Source organism: Devosia soli (assembly GCF_000970455.1).
Classification (GTDB): Bacteria; Pseudomonadota; Alphaproteobacteria; order Rhizobiales; family Devosiaceae; genus Devosia; species Devosia soli.
Map to the genome: position 1 here is coordinate 1 of NZ_LAJG01000028.1, position 817 is coordinate 817.

Genomic DNA, 817 nt, shown 5'->3' on the forward strand with positions numbered 1-817 from the left:
TGGGCGCCGAACTCCGCGCGGTCGATCGCCTTCAAGAGCTTGAGATAGTTTTCCGGCGTGTCGGTCACGAGCCAGGGCACCATCTCGAGGGAGAATTTTGTGCGCTTTGGCTTTACCGCATCGATGACATAACGAGCCGTATCGACGGCCCGTTGAAAGCCCGCCTCGCTCTGGTTGTCGGGATGCGGGCCATAGTCGTAATTATCGCTTAGCTGCCAGGGATCGCCAGGATGGCCCACCGTGCCGTGGAAAGCGACGCAGGCTCGCGCTCCCAGTTCGTCCGCCAGCGCCAGCTGATGCACGGCATAGTCGAGATTGGCGCGGCGCACGGTTTCATCATGCGCGATGAGGTTTTTCCAGGCGCCGCCCTCGGCGATGATCACATCCGCCTTGGCCATCGCCTTGACGATCGCGTCGATCTCGGCGCGATTGTTGAGGTCGATACTGGGCATATAGGCGGCATTATACCCAAAGGCCACATGCGCCTGGGCGTAAGCGTCCGGGTCCCCCGTATAGTCGATGCCATAGCCGCCAAGTCTGATGGTCATGCTCGCGCCTCCGGGAGCTGCTGGGGATAAAGCAGAACCTTGCCGCACTGGCCCGTTTCCTGCAGGGCAAAGGCCTCGTTGACATCGGCCAGGGCAAACCGTTGCGTCACGAGCTTGTCGAGCAGCGGACGCGCCGCGCGAATGCGGTCCATCATGCGATCGCCTGCCTGGTCGTGGTTCCAGTGCCAGCAGCCAAAAATGTCGATGCCTTTTCCGGTGATGCGGTTGACCGGCAAGGCGCCGCTCCAGGTGACGAAGGCCAGCCGCCC

1 protein-coding gene and 1 pseudogene are annotated in these 817 nt (G+C 62.2%); both read right to left on the reverse strand.

The annotated features are described in order from the left end of the window. Positions 1-548: TIM barrel protein (locus tag VW35_RS15310; protein ID WP_046143973.1), on the reverse strand; the 548-nt coding region annotated here is incomplete at its 3' end. Then, a pseudogene (locus VW35_RS15315) lies at positions 545-817 on the reverse strand (zinc-dependent alcohol dehydrogenase); the annotation flags it as partial. The gene VW35_RS15310 and the pseudogene VW35_RS15315, both read right to left, overlap by 4 nt.